Source organism: Nocardia yunnanensis, from assembly GCF_003626895.1.
In the GTDB taxonomy this organism is placed as follows: domain Bacteria; phylum Actinomycetota; class Actinomycetes; order Mycobacteriales; family Mycobacteriaceae; genus Nocardia; species Nocardia yunnanensis.
The window spans coordinates 3,333,337-3,353,351 of sequence record NZ_CP032568.1 but is presented as its reverse complement, the minus strand read 5'-3'; the positions used below and the strand labels follow the sequence as shown (position 1 = coordinate 3,353,351).

The window sequence follows — 20,015 nt, the reverse complement described above, 5'->3', positions numbered from 1 at the left end:
TGATGGCTCAGACGGATTCGGGCTGGCTGCGCGGGACCGGGCCCAGCACTTCCCGGCGCGCCTCCGGGGCCTCCAGCCGCAGGGCGTCGGCCCCGGCGTCGTCGGGCTGGGTCTGGGATTCGATCTCGGCCTTGACGCGCGCGGTGTAGACGGCGACCTCGCGGGCGATATCGCTCTCCGACCAGCCCAGCACCGGCGCCACCAGCCGCGCCACCTCGTCGGCGGAATCGGCTCCGCGGTGGGCGTATTCGATGGAGATGCGAGTGCGCCGCGCCAGGATGTCGTCGAGGTGCAGCGCGCCCTCGGCCGCGGCCGCGTACACCGCCTCCACTCGCAGATAGCCGGGGGAATCCGTGATCGGCTGCAGCAGTTCGGGATTGCCGTCGGCCAGGCCGAGCACCTCGTCGATGAGCGAGCCGTACCGGTTGAGCAGGTGCTGGATTCGGTACGGGTGCACGCCGTACTTCTCGGCCAGGTGCGGGGTCTGGTTCATCAGCGCGTGGTAGCCGTCCGCGCCCAGCAGCGGCACCTTCTCGGTGACCGTCGGCGGTACCCGGCGCGGAATGTCCTGTGCCGCTTCGTCGACCGCGTCGTAGGCCATCACCCGGTAGGTGGTGTACTTGCCGCCCGCGATGGCGACCAGGCCGGGCGCGATGCGGGCCACGGCATGCTCGCGCGACAGTTTGGAGGTCTGGTCGCTCTCCCCGGCCAGCAGCGGGCGCAGGCCCGCGTAGACGCCGGTGATGTCGTCGTGGGTGAGCGGGGTGACCAGCACCTTGTTGATGTGTTCGAGCAGGTAGTCGATATCGGATTTGGTGGCCGCCGGATGCGCCAGATCGAGATTCCAGTCGGTGTCGGTGGTGCCGATGATCCAGTGGTCGGTGCTCCACGCGATCACGAACAGCACCGACTTCTCGGTGCGCAGGATGATCGAGGTGTCGCTGGCGATGCGGTCGCGCGGCACCACGATGTGCACGCCCTTGGAGGCGCGCACATGGAAGCGGCCGCGTTGCCCGGCGATAGCCTGAATCTCGTCGGTCCAGACGCCGGTGGCATTGATGACCACGCTGCCGCGAATCTCGCCGGTGCGGCCGTCCTCGCTGTCGCGCACCTTCACCCCGACCACCCGGTCCGCCTCGCACAGGAAGCCGACCACCTGGGTCGAGGTGCGCACCACCGCGCCGTAGTTGGCGGCCGTGCGGGCCACGGTCATGGTGTGGCGGGCGTCGTCGACGACCGTGTCGTAGTAGGTGAGGCCGCCGGTCAGGACGCCGTTCTTCAGGCCCGGCGCGAGCCGCATGGCCGCCGATTTGGTCAGATGATGCTGCCCGGGAACGGATTTCGCACCGCCCATGGTGTCGTAGAGGGTCAGCCCGGCGGCCACGTACGGGCGCTCCCAGACGTAGTGGCTGAGCGGGTAGAGGAAGCGCAGCGGCTTGACCAGGTGCGGGGCCAGCGTGGACAGCGCCAGCTCGCGTTCCTTGAGCGCCTCGCGGACCAGGCCGAACTCCATCATCTCCAGGTAGCGCAGGCCGCCGTGGAACATCTTCGAGGACCGGCTGGAAGTGCCCGAGGCCAGATCGCGGGCCTCGATCAGGGCGACCTCGAGACCGCGGGTGGCGGCGTCCAGGGCGATGCCCGCGCCGACCACGCCGCCGCCGATCACGATGACGTCGAAGGTGTCCTTCCCCAGCTGTGCCCAGGCAGCCTCCCGCTGCTCGGGGCCGAGGAACTGCGATCGCTGCTGCTTCGTCATACTCGACTCCTCCGGAGCTACTTTTGGGCTACCTCGGGCTACGGTACCCACAGTAACCCGAGGCGTCGGTTAGCCTCGAGCCATGCGTCGCTATGTGGCCGCCATCGATCAGGGCACGACGTCCAGTCGCTGCATCGTCTTCGATCATCAGGGCCGAATCGCCGGAGTCGCCCAACGGGAACACGAACAACTCTTCCCGCAACCCGGATGGGTCGAGCACGATCCCCAAACCATTTGGCGCAACACCGAATCGGTGATCGCCCAGGCCCTGCGCGGCTGCGATATCGGGGCCGCCGAGGTGGCGGCCGTCGGCATCACCAACCAGCGCGAGACCACCGTGGTGTGGGAGCGGGCCACCGGCAAGCCCATCCACCACGCCATCGTCTGGCAGGACGTGCGGACCGCCGATCTCACCGTGGAACTCGCCGGTGACCAGGGGCCCGCCCGCTACGCCGACCGCACCGGCCTGCCGCTGTCCACCTACTTCGCGGGACCCAAACTGCGGTGGATTCTCGACCGGGTGCCCGGGGCGCGCGAGCGCGCCGAGGCGGGGGAGCTGTGCTTCGGAACCATGGACACCTGGGTGCTGTGGAATCTCACCGGGCAGCACATCACCGACGTCACCAATGCCTCGCGCACCATGCTGATGGATCTGCGCACGCTGCAATGGGATCCGGAGATCTGCGCCGACTTCGGGATCCCCATGTCGCTGCTGCCCGAAATCCGCAGCAGCTCCGAGATTTACGCCGACATCACCCACGGCCCGCTGGCCGGTGTCCCCGTCGCGGGCATTCTCGGCGACCAGCAGGCCGCCACCTTCGGCCAGGCCTGCCTGTCACCCGGCGACACCAAGAACACCTACGGCACCGGCAATTTCATGCTCATGAACACCGGCACCACGCCGGTCTTCAGCGAACACGGCCTGCTCACCACCGTCTGCTATCGCCTCGGCGATGAGCCTGCCGTCTACGCCCTGGAAGGCTCCATCGCCGTCACCGGCTCCCTGGTGCAATGGCTGCGCGACAACCTCGGCATCATCTCCAGCGCCGACGAGATCGAGCCCCTGGCCCGCACCGTCGCCGACAACGGCGGCGCCTACGTCGTCCCCGCCTTCTCCGGCCTGTTCGCCCCACGCTGGCGGCCCGACGCCCGCGGCGTCGTCGCCGGCCTCACCCGCTTCGTCAACAAGGGCCACCTCGCCCGAGCCGTCCTGGAAGCCACCGCTTTCCAGACTCGCGAGGTCATCGACGCCATGCGCGCCGACTCCGAAGCCCAGCACCTCGACGTCGACAAGGTCACCCTGAAGGTCGACGGCGGCATGGTAGTCAACGACCTGCTCATGCAATTCCAGTCCGACATCCTCGACGCCCCCGTCGTCCGCCCCGTCATCACCGAAACCACCGCCCTCGGCGCCGCCTACGCCGCCGGTCTCGCCGTCGACTACTGGACCTCCACCGACGACATCCGCGCCAACTGGTCCGAAGACAAACGCTGGACCCCCTCGATGACGGCCACCACCCGCACCCACCTACTCACCGAATGGAACAAGGCCGTAGAACGCACCTACAACTGGGCCTGAATCAGTCCCCTTGACCGGCGGGTCGTCCGCCGGTCAGGGCAGGGAGGTCGATGGTCAGAATCTCACCGCTCAACTCCAAGGCGGCGATATCCGTGTGCTCACCGACATTCTCGTAGTGCTCCCCGATCAGGTGAAAAGCCGTGAGGCTCACCGGCTCATCCAGATCGACCAGCCAGTAGTACTCGATCCCCACCTCGGCGTATTCGGCGAACTTGGTGACTCGGTCCGTCCGCCGGGTTCCGTCCGACAGGATCTCGACGACAAGGCAAACATCGCCCGGTACCCACCGTGGCAGATTTGCCTCGATGCCGGCATCGGTGCCGACCAAGAGGTCGGGCACCCGGACGGTCGGCGGTGTCCCGGGTTCGACGATGAGCTCGACCTCGGGTAGGACTCCCAATGTCGACGGTAGCTGCGTTTCGAGCTGCGCCCCCAACCGCAGGACCGCGCGCTGATGCTTCGAAACCGGTCTCGGCGAAACGACCAACACCCCCTCGGCGAGCTCGAGCCTGTGACTGTTGTCCTCTGGGAGGGCGATCCAGTCGTCCAGCGTCAACAGCCGATCGGGCCAGGTCACGAGATTCATCACTCCTCCCTTCACGGGCACGAACCGTAACCAAGTCTGTCACACGACACACCGAATTCACTGACAGCAGACCGCGGTACCGCGCGAGTCGCTAGCCCACTGTCGGGTGGGGGTTGGCAGTGGGGGCAGAAGTAGATGGTGCGGTCGGGGTGGGTGGGGTGGGAGGGGTCGGTCAGGGGGCGGGCTTGGAGGGGGGTGCGGCAGCGAGGGCAGGGTTGGCGGGGGCGGCCGTAGACGAAGGGGCGGCGGGGTGGGTGGAGGGCCGCCTCGGTGAGGATTCGGTGGGCTGTGTCGACGAGGGCGGGGAGGTTGTCGACGGCGGCGACGGGGGTGGCGGGGTGGGTGCGGTGGAGGAAGCAGACCTCGGTGCGGAAGATGTTGCCGAGGCCGGCGAGGTTGGTTTGGTCGAGGAGGGCCAGGCCGATGGGTTGGGCGGGGTTGCGGGAGAGGCGGCGGACGGCTTCGGCGGGGTCCCAGTTCGGGCCGAGGAGGTCGGGGCCGAGGTGGTCGGTGGCGGTGTGTTCGTCGGCGCGACGGAGGACCTCGACCAGGCCGAGGGAGAAGCCGACGGCTTCGGCGTCGGCGGTGGCGAGGATCAGGCGGGCGGTGAAACCCGGCTTGGTCCAACGCTGTCCGGGCTGGTAGACGCGCCACACGCCCTCCATTTTGAGGTGGGTGTGGATGCTCAGCTCCGGGGTGCGGACGAACAGGTGTTTGCCGTAGCTGCCGACACTGTCGACCTCCTGGCCCGCCACATCGAGGGTGGCGTAGCGGGGGACGCGGAAGTCGCTGCGGGTGAGGGTCTTGCCCGCCAAGGCTTTTCGAAGCCGGGCGGCGGCGTGGAAGACGGTGTCACCTTCGGGCATGGCGGCTCACGGATGGCCTCGCAGGCGGAAACCCTTCGGGGTGGCGGCGAACCCGGCCTCGGTGAGAAAACCCGCGAAGGTGTTGCCGTGCACGGATTCTCCGTTCACCCGATCGATCACCAGGGAGTCGACGCGGCGATCGCGCACCAGGGCGGCCAGGGCGGCGGCCGCGGCGGTGCGGGCGGCCGGATCCTCGGTGAAGGTGAGCAGCGTTTTGCCGCCGCGTTCCAGATACAGCGCCAGGTCGCCGTCGACCAGGACCACGAGCGCGCCCGCCTTTCGTCCCGGCCGATGGCCCGCGCCTTCGGCGGCCGCCTTGGGCCAGGGCAGCGCCGCCCCATAGGGATTGGCGGGATCGCACGCGGCCAGGGCCACCGCGACCCCGGCCGGATCGTGCGCGAGCGAGTCGCGCGGGCGGTCGGTGTCGAAGGAGCGCAGGCGATCCACCACATCCGTGGTCGAGAACTGCGCGCCGCCCAGCGAATCCACGAAATAGCCACGGCGGCAGCGACCGCGATCCTCGAATTCGGTGAGCACCCGATACATGAGCGCGAAACCGCCGGGCACGCCCTCGCTCTGCACCGAACCGCGCGTCAGCACCCCGTACCGTTCCAGCAGCACATCGGCGGTGGCGTGTGCGCGCACGGTGTTGTCGGCCACCCGTTCCGGCAGCAGCGACCAGCGCCCGGCCACCTGGGGCGAACTGGTGCGGACGGGAACGCCGGTGCGCGGCAGATACATTCGCCCGCGCGGAGCCCGGCGCGGGGTCCGATGCGCGGTGGTGGTGCGGGTGGTGCCCGACAGCAGGGCGCGCACCGGGGCGAAGGTGTCGCCGCCGACATGCCCGGCCCACACCAGATCCCACAGCGCGGCGGTCACCGCGGTCTCGCTGTCCGAGGCGACGCCGTCGAAAAGCTGCCGGAAGAAGTACGCACCGCCGGTGGTACCGGCCACCACCTGGTATTCGCCCTTGGGCAGGCTGGTCTCACCCGCTGACGTGCCCTCCGGTGCGGCGGTCCCGCCGATCACGGTGGCCCCCAACGCCGTCAGCAATGCGATGTGGTTCTCGCCGAGATCGATATCGTCCGGTGGCGGCAGCGTCAGCCCCGCCTGCTCGGCCGGGTGCAGGGCGATCCAGCCGTCCTTGGCGGTGATCGACCCGTGCCCCGACCAGATCACCTCACCGGTGGCCATGAGTTCGTCCAGCATGGCGGGGGAGTAGTCGCGCACCCGCAGCGGCAGGATCAGCGACTCCCACGCCGACGCCGGAATCGGCACGCCCGCAAGCTGTTCCACCACGGCCGCGACCCCGTCCACCCCGCGCAGCTCCCGGGTGCCGACATGCTGCCAGGACGGCAGGAACCGGCCCAGCGCGGCGGTCGCCACCGGCTCGACCTCCTTGCGGGCGGCGGCCAGCGACCGGCGGCGCAGCCGGCGCAACACCTCGCTGTCACACCATTCCGAACCGGCCGAACCGGGCGTGAATTCGCCTTCCACCACCCGCTTCTCGATGCTCAGGCGATGCAGCGCACCGGCGGCCACGGCCGGCCCCAGCCCGAACCGCTGCGCCACGGCCGTCAGCGTGAACGGCCCGTGCGTGCGCGCGTAGCGGCCGACCAGATCGCCCAGCGGATCGGCCACCGGTTCGATGAACGCCGCCGGTACTCCGATCGGCAGCGGCACCCCGAGCGCGTCCCGCAGCCGCGAGGCGTCCTCGATGGCCACCCACCACCGCGACCCCGCGAACGAAACCTCCAGCGCCCGATGCGCTTTCACCAGCTCCGCGAACCATTCCCGCGGATCGTCCACGCACCGCTCGCTCGCCTCGGCGGCCGTGACCGGCCCGAGCAGCCGCAGCAGATCGGCCAGCCCCTCCAGATCGCGCGCCTGCCGCTCGGGCGTGAGCCGCTGCAGTTCCCGCTCGGTCTGCGCGAGCACCTCCGCGTCCAGCAATTCGCGCAGCTCCACCCGGCCCAGCAGCTCCGCCAGCAGGCTCGAATCCAGCGACAGCGCCGCGGCCCGCCGCTCGGCCAGCGGGCTGTCGCCCTCGTACATGAACTGCCCGATGTAGTCGAACAGCAGCGAATTGGCGAACGGCGACGGCGCGGCCGTCTCCACCTCCACCAGCCGGATCTGCCGCCGCGCCACCCGGCCCAGCAGCTCCCGCAGCGACGGCAGGTCGTACACGTCCTGCAGGCATTCGCGCACCGTCTCCAGCAGGATCGGGAACTCCGGGAACTTGCGCGCCACATCCAGCAGCTGCGCCGCCCGCTGCCGCTGCTGCCACAGTGGGGCGCGCTTGCCCGGATCCCGGCGCGGCAGCAGCAGCGCCCGCGCCGCGCATTCACGGAACCGCGACGCGAAAAGCGCCGAGCCGCCGACCTGTTCGGTCACCAGGTCGTCGATCTCGTCGGTGTCGAAGACGAACAGTTCCGCGCCGGGCGGCTCATCGGTGGTGTCGGGCAGCCGCACCACGATGCCGTCGTCCGACGGCGTCGGCGCGGCGTCCACCCCGAACCGCTCGCGCAGCCGGGCCGCCACCGCCAGCGCCCACGGCGCGTGCACCGGCAGCCCGTAGGGCGAATGCAGCACCACGCGCCAGTCGCCCAGCTCGTCGCGGAAGCGCTCCACCAGCAGCGTCTTGTCGGTCGGCAACTGCCCGGTCGCCTCCCGCTGCTCGGCCAGCAGCGCCACCAGGTTCGCCGTCGCGTTCTCGTCCAGACCGCCTTGCAGTGAGACGGTTTCGACCTCGGAGCCCTGCGGCTTCCGGGTCTTCTCCAGCTCCTGCCCGGCATGACGCACGAATTCGCCCAGCGCCGTGCCCAGTTCGGCCGGGCGGCCCAGGGAATCGCCGTGCCAGAACGGAAGCCGGCCGGGCAGCCCGAACGCGGGCGTCACCAGCACCCGGTCGAAGGTGATCTCCTCGATGCGCCAGCTGGTCGCCCCGAGTGCGAACACATCCCCGACCCGGGATTCGTAGACCATCTCCTCGTCGAGTTCGCCGACGCGGGAAGCCTTCTCGCCGACCATGAACACCGGGAACAGGCCGCGATCGGGAATCGCGCCGCCGGAGGTGACCGCCAGCCGCTGCGCGCCGGGACGACCGGTGAGGGTGCCCGCGTCCCGATCCCAGACGATGCGCGGGCGCAGCTCGGCGAACTCGTCGGACGGGTAGCGCCCGGCCAGCAGATCCAGCACCGACTCGTAGGCCGAACGGGGCAGCGCCGCATAGCTTCCCGTGCCGCGCACGGTCTCGAACCAGGCGTCGGCGTCGATGGGCTCCAGCGCGCACGCGGCCACCGTCTGCTGGGCGAGAATGTCGAGCGGATGCGTGGGCATTCGCAGTTCCTCGATCTGCCCGGCCGTCATGCGCATGGACGCCACCGCGCAGTGGATCACGTCGGTGCGGTGCTTGGGAAAGATGACGCCGCGCGAGATCTCACCCACCTGGTGCCCGGCGCGGCCGACCCGCTGCAATCCGGAGGCCACCGAGGGCGGGGCCTCCACCTGCACCACCAACTCCACCGCGCCCATATCGATGCCGAGCTCGAGACTGCTGGTCGCGACCACGCAGCGCAGCCGCCCGCTCTTGAGATCGTCCTCGATGAGCGCGCGCTGCTCCTTGCTCACCGATCCGTGATGCGCGCGCGCCAACAGCGTTGTCGCCCCGTGGATCACCTCGGTGGACGCACCCAGCTGCGCCGGCGGCTTGTGCTCGGTGTCCACCGCCTCCCCGAGGCGCGCCGCGTACGCCTCGTTCAACCGCGCGGTGAGCCGTTCGGAGAGCCGCCGCGAATTGGCGAACACGATCGAGGACCGATGCTCGAGCACCAGATCCACGATGGCCTCGTCCACATGCGGCCAGATCGAGCCCGGCTGATCCGAATCCTCGCCGCCCGCATCGGGTTCGGTCATATCCGCGACCGGCACCCGCACCGACAGATCGAAGGTCTTGGGCGCGGGCGGCGCCACGATGGTGATGGGCGCGCCGCCCACCAGGAACCGTCCCACTTCCGCCGGCGGCCGCACCGTCGCCGACAGGCCGATGCGCTGCGCGGGCGGCGCGTCCCCGCGCAGCAGGTCCAGTCGCGCCAGCGAAAGCGACAGGTGCGCACCGCGTTTGGACCCGGCGATGGCGTGCACCTCGTCCACGATCACCGTGTGCACCGCGCTCAGCGACTCCCGGGCGGCCGAGGTCAGCATGAGGAACAGCGATTCCGGCGTGGTGATCAGAATGTCGGGCGGCGTGCGCTGCATACCGCGCCGCTCCGCCGCGCTGGTGTCACCCGAGCGCACCCCCACCCGAATCTCCGGCGCGTCCACCCCCAGCCGCTTGGCCGTCTGTGTGATCCCCACCAGCGGGGCGCGCAGATTCCGCTCCACGTCCACCGCCAGCGCCTTGAGCGGTGAGATGTACAGCACGGACGTCTTGCGCGGTCCCGGTTCCGGCTCCCGGGTGGCCAGCCGGTCGATCGCCCACAGGAAGGCCGACAGCGTCTTGCCCGAGCCGGTGGGCGCGATCACCAGCGTGTGCTGCCCGGCCGCGATCGAGTCCCACGCCCCCAGCTGCGCGGCCGTCGGCGCGGGAAAAGCGCCGTCGAACCACTCCCTGGTGGCGGGCGAGAACCGATCCATGGTCCCCAGTCTGCACCCGCCCACCGACAACCCCGGCCAACCGGCCCCCGATCGCGAGGTTCCCCCGGCATGTCCGATTTCCGGGTTCGCCGGGGGCAGCGAAGACCGGGCAATCGTCTTACGCCCCTGGTCCCCGCGCGTAGGCTTCCGTCCGTGCAGAAGGTGCTCCGACTCGACCTTGTCAGTCACGGCATGACCGAGGCGATGCGCAAAGCACGATTTCCGGTGGACGAACCGCTCACCGAATCCGGCCGCCGCGCGGTCAGCGCCTGCGGCCGCTTGAACGCCGGCCGGGTCGTCACCGCACCGGAACGCCGCGCCGTCGAGACCGCCACCCTGATGGGCCTCACCGGCGACGAGGACGACCGATTACGCGACCTGGACGCGGGCGCTTGGCGCGGCGGCGAACTCATGTCCGTGCCGAAGGAGGACCTCTACCTCTGGCTCACCGATCCGAGCTATCGCGGCCACGGCGGCGAGGCGGTGGTCGACGTGATCGAGCGGACCGCGGAATGGCTCGCCGACATCGCCCACGAGGGCGAGCCCACCATCGCCATCACCCATCCGGCCGTCGTGCGCGCGGCCCTGCTGGTCGCGCTGGAAGCGCCCGCGAAATCGTTCTGGCGCATCGACGTTCCGCCGGTCAGCGTGACCCGGCTGCACTATCGCGGCGAGTGGACCCTGCACTTTCGCTGACCTCGCCGATCGGCTGCGCCGCGGCGAGCATGGCCCGCACCGCGTCGGTGATCAGTCCCGCCGAGATGCCGGGATCGACCGCCCGCTGAATGCCAAGGCCCAGACCGAGACTCAGGATCGTGGTGGCCGAATCCGCGGCCGACATCGGCAGGACCACCCCCAGGGAGTCGGCCAGCGCCTGCAATTGCGCGGCCGCCGCGCCCCGCATCATGCCCAGATTCGAGGTGATCGCGGCCTGCAGGTCCGGATCGTCGCGGGCGACGATGGCGAACTCGAATTCCAGCAGCGTCCAGCCGACGTCGCCGAGGGTGCGCTCGGCCCAGTCCTGAAAACCGGCCAGGCGTGCGTCGAGGGTGTCCGCGCCGCCGAGCAGCTCGCTCAACTCGGCGAACTTGGTCTCGTGGATGAGCTCGAGCACCTCGAGGCAGAGCGCGGATTTGGTCTTGAAATTGGAGTAGACCGCGCCCTTGGAGTACCCGGCCTCCTCGGCGACCCGCTCCAGGCTGGTCTTGGCGTAACCGTCCCGCAGGAACATCGCGTGCGCGGTGGCGAGGAGGTCCGCGCGGGTGCGGGCCTGGCTCTCGGGCCTGGTGAGTCGTGCCATGCGGTGATTCTATGTACGGGAAGATTTGGGATACCGCGGGTATGCCGATACTGCTAGTGTTCGAAACCATGAGTAACAGGAACGGGTCACAGCGACGTGGCCTGGCCATCGGGTGCGGCGGCACCGTCGGCATGGCCTGGATCGTCGCCGCGCTGGCCGCGGCGCGTGACGTACTGGACTGGGATCCGCGCACCGCCGACGTCATGATCGGCACCTCGGCCGGCGCGGAAGCGCTCACCATGCTCGGCAGCGGCATCGGCGTGGACGAACTGGTCGATATGCAGCTGGGCAAGTCCACGAACCCGATCCTCGCCGACCACCTGCGCGCGGAACCCGGACGCTTCCCGCCGCTGCCGCGTCCCAGGCTGCTCGCCCCCGCCCGCGCGGCGCGAGAACTGCTGGGCCGCCCCGGAAACGGCCACGCCCTGCTCACCGCGGGCAGCGGGCTGCTGCCACAGGGGAGCGGCGACCCGGCCTGGCTCGAACGATTGGCGGAGCGGCTCAACCCCGGCCGCGACTGGGTGCCGCACCCGGCCACCTGGCTGGTGGCCATGGACAATGCCACCGGCGAACGGGTGCCCTTCGGCGCGCCGTCCGCACCCGACGCGAAACTCGGTGCGGCGCTGCGGGCCTCATGGGCCGTCCCCGGCTGGTTTCCGCCCGTGGAGATCGCGGGACGCCGTTTCGTCGACGGCGGCGCGGCCTCCACCGCCTCGGTCGATCTGCTCCTTCCCGCCGGGCTCGACGAGGTCGTGGTGCTCGCGCCGATGGCCTCCAGCGGCCGCCTGCCCGCCACCGGCGCGGGTCACTTCCTGGAACGCCAGCTGCGAAACCGCATGAGCGAGAAGCTCGATGCCGAGATCGCCCTGCTGCGGGCAAACGGTGTCAAGGTGCTGCGCGTCGACGCCACGGCCGCGGATCTCGCTGTCATGGGACCCAACTTCATGGACGGCCGTCGCCGTCTCGCCACCTTCGAACACAGCCTGGCCAGCACCCGCCGCCGCATCGAACAGGGAGAATTCGCGTGAGCATCTTCGGAAACAACTATCCCGCAATCGATCTCGACGGGGCTCGGGTGCTGATCACCGGCGCGGGCCGCGGCATCGGGCAGTGCACGGCCGAACTGTTCGCGAGCAAGGGCGCGCAGGTCACCATCGCCGACGTGGACATCGCGGCCGCCCAGGCCGCCGCGGCCGCGCTGGGCGCCGGCGCCGTCGAGCTGGACGTGCGCGATCGCGCGCAGTGGGACAAGGCGATCGCCGACCTCGGCGGCGTCGACATCCTGGTGAACAATGCGGGCGTCATGCCCGCGGGCGCCTTCCTCGACGAGCCGGACGCGGTGGGGCACACCACCATCGACGTCAATGTGTGGGGGCTCATCCACGGTATGCGCGCGGTCGTGCCCGGCATGATCGACCGCGGCCGCGGGCACGTCGTGAACGTCGCATCGCTGGCGGGCAAGATCCCGGTCGCCGGGCTCGCCGTCTACAACGCCAGCAAATTCGCCGCTGTCGGCCTGTCCGCCGCAACGCGTTTGGAGTTCGCGCCGCACGGGGTCAGCGTCAGCTGCGTCATGCCCTCGGCCGTGCGCACCCGCCTGTCCTCGGGGCTCTCGCTGGGCGGCGGCATGCCGACCGTCGACCCCGAGGACGTCGCGGCGGCCATCCTCGGCACCGTGCGCAGCCGGCGCGGCGAGGTCGCGGTCCCGAACTACCTGGGCCCCATCGACATCGCCTTCGCGGCCGCGCCCGAACCCGCCTTGCGCCTGGTGCGCAAGCTGGTCAACGGCGACCGCGCCCTGCACCCCGCCGACGCGCAGGTGCGCGCCGCCTACGAGGCGCAGGTGCGCGCGATCACCGCCGAGGACTGATCACTCGAACCGAATGCCCTGTGCCAGCGGCAGTTCGGTGGAGTAGTTGACGGTGTTGGTGGCCCGGCGCATGTACGCCTTCCAGGAATCCGAGCCGGATTCCCGGCCGCCGCCCGTCTGCTTCTCGCCGCCGAACGCGCCGCCGATCTCGGCCCCCGAGGTGCCGATGTTCACATTGGCGATGCCGCAGTCCGAGCCGTCGGCGGCCAGGAACCGTTCCGCCTCGCGCTGGTTCTGAGTGAAGATCGACGACGAAAGCCCTTGCGGCACCGCGTTGTGCAGCTCGATGGCCTCTTCCAGGTCGTGATAGGTGAGTACGTAGAGGATCGGCGCGAAGGTCTCCTCCCGCACCACCGCGGTCTGCGCGGGCATGCGCACCACGGCCGGCCGGACGTAGAAGGCGTTCTCGTCCGGCCCCTCAATGCGCTCGCCACCGCAGACCACTTCGCCGCCGTCGGTCAGCGCCCGATCCAGCGCCGCCCGCATGCCGTCGTAGGCCCGCGCGTCGACGAGCGGCCCGACGAGAACGCCCTCCTCGAGCGGGTTACCCACCCGCAGTTGCCGATACGCGGACGAAATTCGATCCAGCAGCGGCTCCGCCACATCCGCGTGCGCGATCAGCCGCCGCAGCGTCGTGCAGCGCTGCCCGGCGGTGCCCGCCGCCGCGAAAACGATTCCGCGCGTGGCCAATTCCAGATCCGCCGACGGGGTGACGATGGCGGCGTTGTTGCCCCCGAGTTCCAGCAGGCAGCGCCCGAAGCGCGCGGCCACCCGCGGCGCGACCAGCTGCCCCATGCGCACCGATCCGGTGGCGCTCACCAGCGCCACCCGCGCATCGTCCACCAGCTGTTCGCCGACCGCCGCCGCACCCTGAATCAACTGGTGCACTTCGGGATCCGCGCCCACGTCCCGGGCCGCGCGCCGCAGCAGGCCGTGACAGGCCAGCGCCGTCAGCGGAGTCGTCTCCGACGGCTTCCACACCACGGTGTCCCCGCACACCAGCGCGATCGCGGTGTTCCACGCCCACACCGCGACCGGGAAGTTGAACGCCGAGATCACGCCCACCACGCCGAGCGGATGCCAGGTCTCCATCAACCGGTGCCCGGGCCGCTCCGAGGGCATGGTCCGGCCGTACAGCTGCCGCGAGAGCCCGATGGCGAACTCGCAGACGTCGATCATCTCCTGGACCTCGCCGCGCGCCTCCGGGCCGATCTTGCCCGCCTCCAGCGTGACCAGTTCGCCGAGATCGTCGAGATGCTCGGTGAGCAGCGCCGACAGCCGCCGCACCACCGCCGCCCGCTGCGGCGCGGGCACCGTCCGCCAGGCGCGGAAGGCGGTGTCGGCGCGGGCGATGGCGGCGTCCACCTCCGCGGTCGTGCTGGCGCGCAGGGTGAGCAGTTCACCGCCCGTGATGGGGGTGCGCGCCGTGAGTTCACCCGGTTCGGGCGGTTCGACGCCGAGGCGTCGCAGCACGTTCGCCGCGAGCTCACGGAGCTCACTGATGGCCAGGTCGGTCAGTGCGTGACTCATTACATGCTCCAGGTTGGGTTCCGACACCGAGTTCGGTTCGCTGCGTTAGCCTTCGCTGATGGCGGATACACCGGCGAAACCCCAACTCGACGACATCGATCGACTGCTGATCCGTGAGCTGATCGCCGATGGCCGCGCCACCCTGTCGAATCTGGCGGAGAAGGCGAACCTTTCGGTGTCCGCCGTGCAATCACGGGTGCGGCGACTGGAGGCGCGGGGCGTGATTCGCGGCTACACCGCCAATGTGGATCCCGAAGCGCTGGGGCAGATGCTGTCGGCATTCGTCGCCATCACTCCTCTCGACCCGTCACAACCCGACGACGCTCCCGCTCTGCTGCAGCACATTCCCGGCATCGAGGCCTGCCATTCGGTGGCCGGGGACGAGAGCTACATGCTGATGGTGCGAGTCGCCTCGCCGCGGCATCTCGAACAACTGCTGCAGGAGATTCGCGCGACGGCCAACGTGCGCACCCGCAGCACCATCATCCTGCAGACATTCTATGACAAGTAGACCGCATACATTCGGGTGACGACACGGTTACGGACGTAATACTTCCGGAACTCTCGGGCGTGGCCGTAAAAATTCATTTACGCTGTGGAGCGTGACCCTCGAACTAGATCGGCTCGGGGCGGCTGCCGAAACGACACTGGTCACCCCCGCCCGGGTGCATGAGATCCTGTCCGCGAACATTCTCGCCGACGGCTTCGACCTAGTCCTCGACCTGCGCGAATCACACGGTCGGCGACTGGTGGACGCCCGCGACGGCACCGCGTATCTGGACATGTTCGGCTTCTTCGCCTCCAGCGCACTGGGAATGAACCATCCAGCCCTGCTGGGCGACAAGCACTTCCTGGCCAACCTGTCCGCGGCGGCGCTGAACAAACCCAGCAACTCCGACGTCTACACCGTCGAAATGGCGCGCTTCGTCGACACTTTCGCGCGGGTGCTGGGCGATCCGCGGCTGCCGCATCTGTTCTTCATCGACGGCGGCGGGCTCGCCGTGGAGAACGCGTTGAAGGCGGCCTTCGACTGGAAGTCGCGCCACAACGAGATGCACGGGCGCGCACCGGAACTCGGCACCAAGGTGCTGCACCTGACCGGCGCCTTCCACGGCCGCACCGGCTACACGCTCTCACTCACCAACACCGATCCGGTCAAGACCGCCCGCTTCCCCAAATTCGACTGGCCGCGCATCGACACTCCCTACCTCGGGCCCGACCATCCCGACATCGAGGCCGCCGAGGCGCACGCCCTTGACCAGGCGCGCCGCGCCTTCGCCGAAAACCCGCACGACATAGCGTGTTTCATTGCCGAGCCGATTCAGGGCGAGGGCGGCGACCGGCATCTGCGGCCGGAATTTCTGCGCGCCGTGCAGGAGCTCTGCCATGCCAACGACGCCCTGTTCATCCTCGACGAGGTGCAGACCGGCGTCGGCATGACCGGCAGCACCTGGGCCTACCAGCAGCTCGGCCTCGAACCCGACGTGGTCGCCTTCGGCAAGAAGACCCAGGTGTGCGGGATCATGGCCGGCGGGCGGGTGGACGAGGTGCCCGACAACGTCTTCCGGGTCAGCTCCCGGCTGAACTCCACCTGGGGCGGCAATCTCGCCGACATGGTCCGCGCCCGGCGGGTTTTCGAGGTGATGGAGCACGAGGATCTGGTGGCGCGCGCCGCCGAACTCGGCCCCTACCTGCTCCAGCGTTTGACCGAATTGTCGGTAACCCACGCGGAAGTCACCGATCCACGCGGCCGCGGGCTCATGTGCGCCATCACCCTGGCGACCCCGCACCTACGCGACGAGGTGGTGACCCGGCTGCGCGAGCAGGAGCACGTGCTGATCCTCGGCACGGGGGAGCGCGGCATTCGTTTCCGCCCGCCCCTGACGGTCACCCAGACCGAACTGGACGAGGCGGTGGACGCGCTCGAGCGCGTCCTGCCCTGAACCGCCGCCCCGGACGAGTCCGATATCACCCCGCCCGGCGCGGGGTGGTATCGGGCCGATTCGTCCGAAACCGGCTGATTTCGCCGGAGCTGTCACTGTGGAACCGCACGAAAACCGGGCCGGGATGACTGGGCGATTCTGCTATTGAACATTGTTCGGGTTGCGCCTGCGGTTTTCCCGAATTCGGGGCTCTACCTGCGCGTTTTTACTGGCGGGTAGTCAATAACCATACTGATGAGTAGCCCCGTCTGGATTACGAAGCAGGTCTGGTACTGGTTACACTCCCCGTCATGACGAGTGTCCAGCAGCAGCCTTCGCCGGGGTCGGCGGGCGCCCCTGATATCCACACCACCGCCGGCAAACTGGCTGACCTGCGCAATCGGCTGGAAGAGGCCCAGCACCCGATGGGTGAGGCCGCGATCGACAAGGTCCACGCCAAGGGCAAGATGACCGCGCGCGAGCGCATCCTCGCCCTGCTGGACGAGGGCTCCTTCGTCGAACTCGACGCCCTGGCGCGGCACCGCAGCGTGAATTTCGGCCTGGAGAACCAGCGTCCGCTCGGCGACGGCGTGGTCACCGGCTACGGCACCATCGACGGCCGCGACGTCTGCATCTTCTCGCAGGACGTCACCGTCTTCGGCGGTTCGCTGGGCGAGGTGTACGGCGAGAAGATCGTCAAGGTGATGGACCTGGCGCTCAAGACCGGTCGTCCGCTGATCGGCATCAACGAGGGCGCGGGCGCGCGCATCCAGGAGGGCGTCGTCTCCCTGGGCCTCTACGGCGAGATCTTCCACCGCAATATCCAGGCCTCCGGCGTGATCCCGCAGATCTCGCTGATCATGGGCCCGGCCGCGGGCGGCCACGTGTACTCGCCCGCGCTGACCGACTTCGTGGTCATGGTCGACCAGACCTCGCAGATGTTCGTCACCGGACCCGACGTGATCAAGACCGTCACCGGTGAAGAGGTCACCATGGAGGAGCTGGGCGGCGCCCACACCCACATGGTGAAATCCGGTGTGGCGCACTACGTTGCGTCCGGTGAGCAGGACGCGCTGGACTACGTCCGCGACCTGCTGAGCTACCTGCCCAGCAACAACCGCGCCGAGGCCCCGCGCTTCCCGGCCACCGCCGCCGCGGGTGCCATCGAGGAGAACCTCACCGAGGCCGACCTCGAGCTGGACACCATCGTCCCGGACTCGCCGAACCAGCCCTACGACATGCACGAGGTCATCAAGCGCCTGGTGGACGACGAGGAGTTCCTCGAGGTCCAGGCCGAGCGCGCGATGAACGTGATCGTCGGCTTCGCCCGCATCGACGGCCGCAGCGTCGGTTTCGTGGCCAACCAGCCCTCGCAGTTCGCGGGCTGCCTGGACATCGACGCCTCGGAGAAGGCCGCGCGCTTCGTGCGCACCTGCGACGCCTTCAACGTCCCGATCATCACCCTGGTCGACGTGCCCGGCTTCCTGCCCGGCACCGGCCAGGAATACAACGGCATCATTCGCCGCGGCGCGAAGCTGCTCTACGCCTACGGCGAGGCCACTGTGGGCAAAATCACCATCATCACCCGCAAGGCCTACGGCGGCGCCTACGACGTCATGGGTTCCAAGCACATGGGCGCGGATGTGAACCTGGCGTGGCCGACCGCGCAGATCGCGGTCATGGGCGCGTCCGGAGCGGTCGGTTTCGTCTACCGCAAGCAGCTGCAGCAGGCCGCCGCCGAGGGCAACGACGTCGACGCCCTGCGCCTCGAGCTGCAGAACGAGTACGAGGACACCCTCGTCAACCCGTACGTGGCGGCCGAGCGCGGCTACGTCGACGCGGTCATCCCGCCCTCGCACACCCGCGGCCAGATCGTGTCGGCGCTGCGGCTGCTCGAGCGCAAGATGGTGTCGCTGCCGCCGAAGAAGCACGGCAACATTCCGCTCTGAAGATGCGATATGCGCGGTATGGGGCGCACACTGACCATCAGGACAAGTGACTCGTACCGCGCACGATCGCCTCATCCGAGCAAAGATGTTTGTGGAATGACCCTCGCTGGCGAGGGTTGTAACGAATACCGTTCGCGATCCAACGAACACATATCGGGCCGCGAACGCGCCGCACACCCCTGCGGCGAACGGACAGGAGGACTGGCGCTGTGACGACCATGGCCGATGAAGAAGTACTGCGCGCCGCCGAACTGGATCTAGCCGGTGTCGATGATTTGGCGAGCTCCCTCGAAACGGCCGTCGCCGAGGTCGAACCGTCGAGTACCGGGCCGGTCGTCCGGGTCCTGAAGGGCAACCCGACCGATCTCGAGCTCGCCGCCCTGGTCGCCGTGATCGCCGCCGCGTCGGCGAACGGCGCCGCCGCCCCGGCCGACAACCGCCCGGCCGACCACTGGGGTCGCCCGACCCTGCTGCACCGCGGCTCCTCACCCTTCTCGCCCTACGCGTTCCCGGCGCTCTCGCACCTGCGCGACTGACGGCCTGTGACCGTCTTCGTACTGGCATCGCAATCTCCCGCCCGGCTCGGCGTCCTGCGCAATGCGGGCGTCGAGCCGGTCGTGCGGGTGTCCCACGTGGACGAGGACGCCGTCGCCGCGGCGCTGCCGGCGGGCACCCCGCCGGACGGGGTGGTCGTGGAGCTGGCCCGGGCCAAGGCCCGGGAGATCGCCGGACAGCTCGCCGCCGATCCCGCGTTCGCCGATTCCGTTGTGGTCGGCTGTGATTCGATGCTGCTGGTGGACGGGGTCCTCCAGGGCAAACCTTTGACTCCCGAGGTGGCGCGCGCTCGCTGGGCCGAGATGGCCGGGCGCAGTGCGGATCTGCTCACCGGGCACAGCGTGCTGCGGCTGCGCGTCGGCGAGATCGTCGCCGAGGCCGCCGACTGCAGTTCCACCACAGTGCATTTCGCCAAACCCGAGCCGGACGAACTCGACGCCTACATCGCGACGGGGGAGCCGCTGCAGGTCGCCGGTTCCTTCACCCTGGACGGGCTGGGCGGCTGGTTCGTGGACAAGATCGACGGTGATCCGTCGAGCGTGATCGGTATCGGGCTACCACTGGTTCGTCGACTGCTTGCCGAGGTGGGCGTCGGCATTGCGCAGCTGTGGGTCGCTCGCGCTTCGTAATTGGGGCTCGGTGGTCGTGCGCAGCTGCGGCGCGATCCGGCCGGGCGAGGGCGCTAATCGGGGTTCGCCGGCCGCGGCGGGCTGTTCGCCCTCCCGCGTGTCGGCGCCGGCTTCATGGGCGGCCTCGTCGCTTTCGCGCCGGGCCTCGCCGCTTTCGCGCATGGCCTCGCCCGCCCGGCCCCGCAGCAGTTCCAGGCGCGCCACGCACAGTTCGGGTTCGACGAACGGGTGCAGGCGCACGTTCACCGCGTCGCGACCGCCGTTGCGGTCCAGCACTTCCCGCATGAGTCCCAGGTGCACGCCGCACACCACCTCGGAGTGGGTGCGGGCCAGTTCGCGCAGCGGGCAGGCGGTCATGCGGATGAGCGCCGATTCCTCGGTCTCGCTGGCATGGTCGCGTTCGGGGGCGAAGCCCAGTTCCGACATCAGGGTGACGGTGAGGTCCTTGGCGTCCTCGAGCGATTCGACGGGCTGATCCACCGCCTCGAGCTTCGAACCCCACACCCGCCCGGCCGAGATGGCGGCTTCGGAGCGCCGGCGCGGGTCGCTGCCGAGCTGATCGGCCAGCACCTGCGCCAATTCCTGATAACCGACCGATCGCTGTACCGCGGTGTAGCCGATGCGGGGGCGGCCGCGGCCGCGCGGCGGCTGCTGAAATTGCCGGACCAGCGATTCCCGGGTGAGGACATCCAAATGGAAACGGACCGTGGTCACATGCTGACCGGTGACGCGCGCCAGTTCCTGGGCGTCGAGAGGCTCGCTGGCGCCACGTAGGATCGCAAGCAGTCGCCGTCGCGGCCAAGAATCGGACATAGCTCACCCCTCCTCTCGAGAGACT

16 protein-coding genes are annotated in these 20,015 nt (G+C 69.5%); 9 read left to right on the top strand and 7 right to left on the bottom strand.

All coding sequences use genetic code 11. The features are described from left to right. Positions 1 to 7 precede the first annotated feature (7 nt). Entirely contained in the window at positions 8 to 1,756 is a 1,749-nt protein-coding gene (gene glpD / locus D7D52_RS15520) for a glycerol-3-phosphate dehydrogenase (RefSeq protein WP_120737158.1), read from the bottom strand. Between the two features lie 82 nt (positions 1,757 to 1,838). Here glpD and glpK point away from each other — a divergent pair, with 82 nt between their 5' ends. Next, on the top strand, positions 1,839 to 3,335 hold the full coding sequence (gene glpK / locus D7D52_RS15515) for a glycerol kinase GlpK (protein WP_120737156.1): 1,497 nt from the start codon (positions 1,839 to 1,841) through the stop codon (positions 3,333 to 3,335). A gap of 1 nt (position 3,336) precedes the next feature. On the opposite strand, the gene D7D52_RS15510 is transcribed toward glpK, so the two are convergent. From D7D52_RS15510 to D7D52_RS15500, 3 genes are read right to left on the bottom strand one after another with little or no spacing between them, the layout of a single operon-like run. Then, a complete protein-coding gene (locus D7D52_RS15510) occupies positions 3,337 to 3,921 on the bottom strand; it encodes a Uma2 family endonuclease (protein WP_120744138.1) in 585 nt (194 codons plus the stop codon). Positions 3,922 to 3,932: 11 nt separating this feature from the next. Continuing rightward, positions 3,933 to 4,787: a DNA-formamidopyrimidine glycosylase family protein gene (locus D7D52_RS15505; RefSeq protein WP_120737154.1), complete on the bottom strand. Its 855-nt coding sequence runs from the start codon at positions 4,785 to 4,787 to the stop codon at positions 3,933 to 3,935. Positions 4,788 to 4,793: 6 nt separating this feature from the next. Beyond that, entirely contained in the window at positions 4,794 to 9,422 is a 4,629-nt protein-coding gene (locus D7D52_RS15500) for an ATP-dependent helicase (protein ID WP_120737152.1), read from the bottom strand. A gap of 153 nt (positions 9,423 to 9,575) precedes the next feature. Here D7D52_RS15500 and D7D52_RS15495 point away from each other — a divergent pair, with 153 nt between their 5' ends. Beyond that, entirely contained in the window at positions 9,576 to 10,118 is a 543-nt protein-coding gene (locus D7D52_RS15495) for a histidine phosphatase family protein (RefSeq protein ID WP_162958328.1), read from the top strand. Here the strand turns inward: D7D52_RS15495 and D7D52_RS15490 are convergent. Continuing rightward, on the bottom strand, positions 10,066 to 10,722 hold the full coding sequence (locus tag D7D52_RS15490) for a TetR/AcrR family transcriptional regulator (RefSeq protein ID WP_120737148.1): 657 nt from the start codon (positions 10,720 to 10,722) through the stop codon (positions 10,066 to 10,068). The two genes, D7D52_RS15495 and D7D52_RS15490, sit on opposite strands and share 53 nt — an antisense overlap. A 68-nt stretch (positions 10,723 to 10,790) precedes the next feature. Here D7D52_RS15490 and D7D52_RS15485 point away from each other — a divergent pair, with 68 nt between their 5' ends. Then, positions 10,791 to 11,750 carry a patatin-like phospholipase family protein gene (locus D7D52_RS15485; protein ID WP_120737146.1) on the top strand — a complete coding sequence of 320 codons (960 nt, stop codon included), beginning with the start codon at positions 10,791 to 10,793 and terminating at the stop codon, positions 11,748 to 11,750. After that, positions 11,747 to 12,592: an SDR family oxidoreductase gene (locus D7D52_RS15480; protein ID WP_120737144.1), complete on the top strand. Its 846-nt coding sequence runs from the start codon at positions 11,747 to 11,749 to the stop codon at positions 12,590 to 12,592. Before D7D52_RS15485 ends, D7D52_RS15480 begins: the two co-directional genes overlap by 4 nt. Here D7D52_RS15480 and amaB read toward each other — a convergent pair whose 3' ends face one another. Next, positions 12,593 to 14,122: an L-piperidine-6-carboxylate dehydrogenase gene (gene amaB / locus D7D52_RS15475; protein WP_120737142.1), complete on the bottom strand. Its 1,530-nt coding sequence runs from the start codon at positions 14,120 to 14,122 to the stop codon at positions 12,593 to 12,595. It abuts the gene before it with no gap. Positions 14,123 to 14,180: 58 nt separating this feature from the next. On the opposite strand from amaB, the gene D7D52_RS15470 reads away from it, so the two are divergent. From D7D52_RS15470 to D7D52_RS15450, 5 genes are all read left to right on the top strand, one after another. Then, positions 14,181 to 14,633 carry an Lrp/AsnC family transcriptional regulator gene (locus D7D52_RS15470; RefSeq protein ID WP_120737141.1) on the top strand — a complete coding sequence of 151 codons (453 nt, stop codon included), beginning with the start codon at positions 14,181 to 14,183 and terminating at the stop codon, positions 14,631 to 14,633. 91 nt (positions 14,634 to 14,724) lie between these two features. Continuing rightward, a complete protein-coding gene (lat, locus tag D7D52_RS15465) occupies positions 14,725 to 16,065 on the top strand; it encodes an L-lysine 6-transaminase (protein WP_120737139.1) in 1,341 nt (446 codons plus the stop codon). 290 nt (positions 16,066 to 16,355) lie between these two features. After that, positions 16,356 to 17,993, top strand: coding sequence for an acyl-CoA carboxylase subunit beta (locus D7D52_RS15460; protein ID WP_120737136.1), 1,638 nt, complete (start codon positions 16,356 to 16,358; stop codon positions 17,991 to 17,993). Positions 17,994 to 18,211: 218 nt separating this feature from the next. Continuing rightward, positions 18,212 to 18,529, top strand: coding sequence for an acyl-CoA carboxylase subunit epsilon (locus tag D7D52_RS15455; protein WP_120737134.1), 318 nt, complete (start codon positions 18,212 to 18,214; stop codon positions 18,527 to 18,529). A 6-nt stretch (positions 18,530 to 18,535) separates the two neighbouring features. After that, positions 18,536 to 19,177, top strand: coding sequence for a Maf family protein (locus D7D52_RS15450; RefSeq protein ID WP_120737132.1), 642 nt, complete (start codon positions 18,536 to 18,538; stop codon positions 19,175 to 19,177). Here D7D52_RS15450 and D7D52_RS15445 read toward each other — a convergent pair. Beyond that, positions 19,103 to 19,990, bottom strand: a complete 888-nt coding sequence (locus tag D7D52_RS15445) for a helix-turn-helix transcriptional regulator (protein WP_120737130.1) — start codon at positions 19,988 to 19,990, stop codon at positions 19,103 to 19,105. The genes D7D52_RS15450 and D7D52_RS15445 overlap by 75 nt on opposite strands. Between the last annotated feature and the right edge of the window lie 25 nt (positions 19,991 to 20,015).

Excerpts from the sequence above, each read along its gene's own strand:
- D7D52_RS15445 (WP_120737130.1), bottom strand. The coding sequence starts at position 19,990 with ATGTCCGATTCTTGGCCGCGACGGCGACTGCTTGCGATCCTACGTGGC.
- D7D52_RS15470 (WP_120737141.1), top strand. The coding sequence starts at position 14,181 with ATGGCGGATACACCGGCGAAACCCCAACTCGACGACATCGATCGACTG.
- amaB (WP_120737142.1), bottom strand. The coding sequence starts at position 14,122 with ATGAGTCACGCACTGACCGACCTGGCCATCAGTGAGCTCCGTGAGCTC.
- D7D52_RS15490 (WP_120737148.1), bottom strand. The coding sequence starts at position 10,722 with ATGGCACGACTCACCAGGCCCGAGAGCCAGGCCCGCACCCGCGCGGAC.
- D7D52_RS15505 (WP_120737154.1), bottom strand. The coding sequence starts at position 4,787 with ATGCCCGAAGGTGACACCGTCTTCCACGCCGCCGCCCGGCTTCGAAAA.
- D7D52_RS15460 (WP_120737136.1), top strand. The coding sequence starts at position 16,356 with ATGACGAGTGTCCAGCAGCAGCCTTCGCCGGGGTCGGCGGGCGCCCCT.
- D7D52_RS15500 (WP_120737152.1), bottom strand. The coding sequence starts at position 9,422 with ATGGATCGGTTCTCGCCCGCCACCAGGGAGTGGTTCGACGGCGCTTTT.
- glpK (WP_120737156.1), top strand. The coding sequence starts at position 1,839 with ATGCGTCGCTATGTGGCCGCCATCGATCAGGGCACGACGTCCAGTCGC.
- D7D52_RS15510 (WP_120744138.1), bottom strand. The coding sequence starts at position 3,921 with ATGAATCTCGTGACCTGGCCCGATCGGCTGTTGACGCTGGACGACTGG.
- D7D52_RS15455 (WP_120737134.1), top strand. The coding sequence starts at position 18,212 with ATGGCCGATGAAGAAGTACTGCGCGCCGCCGAACTGGATCTAGCCGGT.
- D7D52_RS15485 (WP_120737146.1), top strand. The coding sequence starts at position 10,791 with ATGAGTAACAGGAACGGGTCACAGCGACGTGGCCTGGCCATCGGGTGC.
- glpD (WP_120737158.1), bottom strand. The coding sequence starts at position 1,756 with ATGACGAAGCAGCAGCGATCGCAGTTCCTCGGCCCCGAGCAGCGGGAG.